Source organism: Arthrobacter sp. 2YAF22_2 (assembly GCF_052114645.1).
Classification (GTDB): Bacteria; Actinomycetota; Actinomycetes; order Actinomycetales; family Micrococcaceae; genus Arthrobacter.
In genome coordinates this window covers 1-1,024 of the sequence record NZ_JBFRFD010000781.1, presented here as the reverse complement: position 1 = coordinate 1,024, position 1,024 = coordinate 1, and the positions used below count along the sequence as shown (strand labels likewise).

At 64.1% G+C, this 1,024-nt stretch carries 1 protein-coding gene; it reads right to left on the bottom strand.

The features are described from left to right. Nucleotides 1-98: 98 nt before the first annotated feature. The coding region (locus AB4Y86_RS19505; protein WP_441403764.1) for an oxidoreductase at nt 99-1,024 on the bottom strand (926 nt) is incomplete at its 5' end.

The following is a 1,024-nucleotide window of genomic DNA, read 5'->3' as shown; positions in this document are numbered from 1 at the left end:
CGCCCGGACTCCAACGGTGGAGTCCGGGCGCACACGCCTTCGTGCCAAGGTTTCCACGCCGGCCCCCCCCTATGGCGGCGGTCCGGCGCGGCCATAGGTCAGTTCTTTGAGCCCTTCTGGCCGGCGGTTGCCAGCTTGTCGGCGATGCCCATGAGAACCGGGGAACCGGTCGCGGCGATTAGCAGGCTCTCCACCGGACGCTTGAGCATAATGGATACAGGTTCCTTTGCCCCCGCGAGAACCGCTTCGCGTCCCATCGCTGCGTTCTTGTGGCAGCGCACCGGCACATTAAGGATCAGGCGTCGCAGGCACGAGTTGTCGTGGTCGCACCACGTGATCTCATTCTGTCGGCCCTGGAGCACCTTGTTGGGGAAATCCGGGTCGGCCAGCAGTTGCCGCGCCAGCATGATCCCGTCAGCGAATCCGGCGGTGATGGCATCTGCGCTTTGCCGCGGGTTGTAGGTGCTGCTCAGGAGCAATGGGACGTTGGGCATGGCGGCCCGGAATGCCTGCGGCTCTCCGTGCTCGATGATTGCACCCGATTCGGACGTCACGTTGTCGTTCATCGACTCGTAATTTGCATCGCTCAGGGCGACATATCCGAGTCCTTCCCGTGCGACGATCGCCGCCACCTCTGCGAATCCCTCGGGTCCCTGGCCGTCGGGAAGGTGGTCATTGCTGCTCATCCTCAAGCCCACCGGATAATCAGCACCGACTTCGGCGCGAATCGCACGAATCGTGTCGACGAGGATGCGGGCGCGGTTTTCGGCGCTGCCGCCGTATTCGTCGGTCCGCCAGTTGGTGCGCGGGGAAAGGAAGGAGGAATAGAGGTAACGCATGTGTGCGCCGAGCTCGACGCCGTCGAAGCCGGCTGCCTTGGCCCTGAGCACGGCGGCGACGGTATCGTTCTGGACTTCCAGGATCTCATGTTTGGTGATTTCGTCCGGAGTCGGATTGGTGCGCCCGCCGGGAATGTAGAGGCCGTGCGGGAGGCGAGGTGCTGCCATGCGGACGGGCTTAGGGC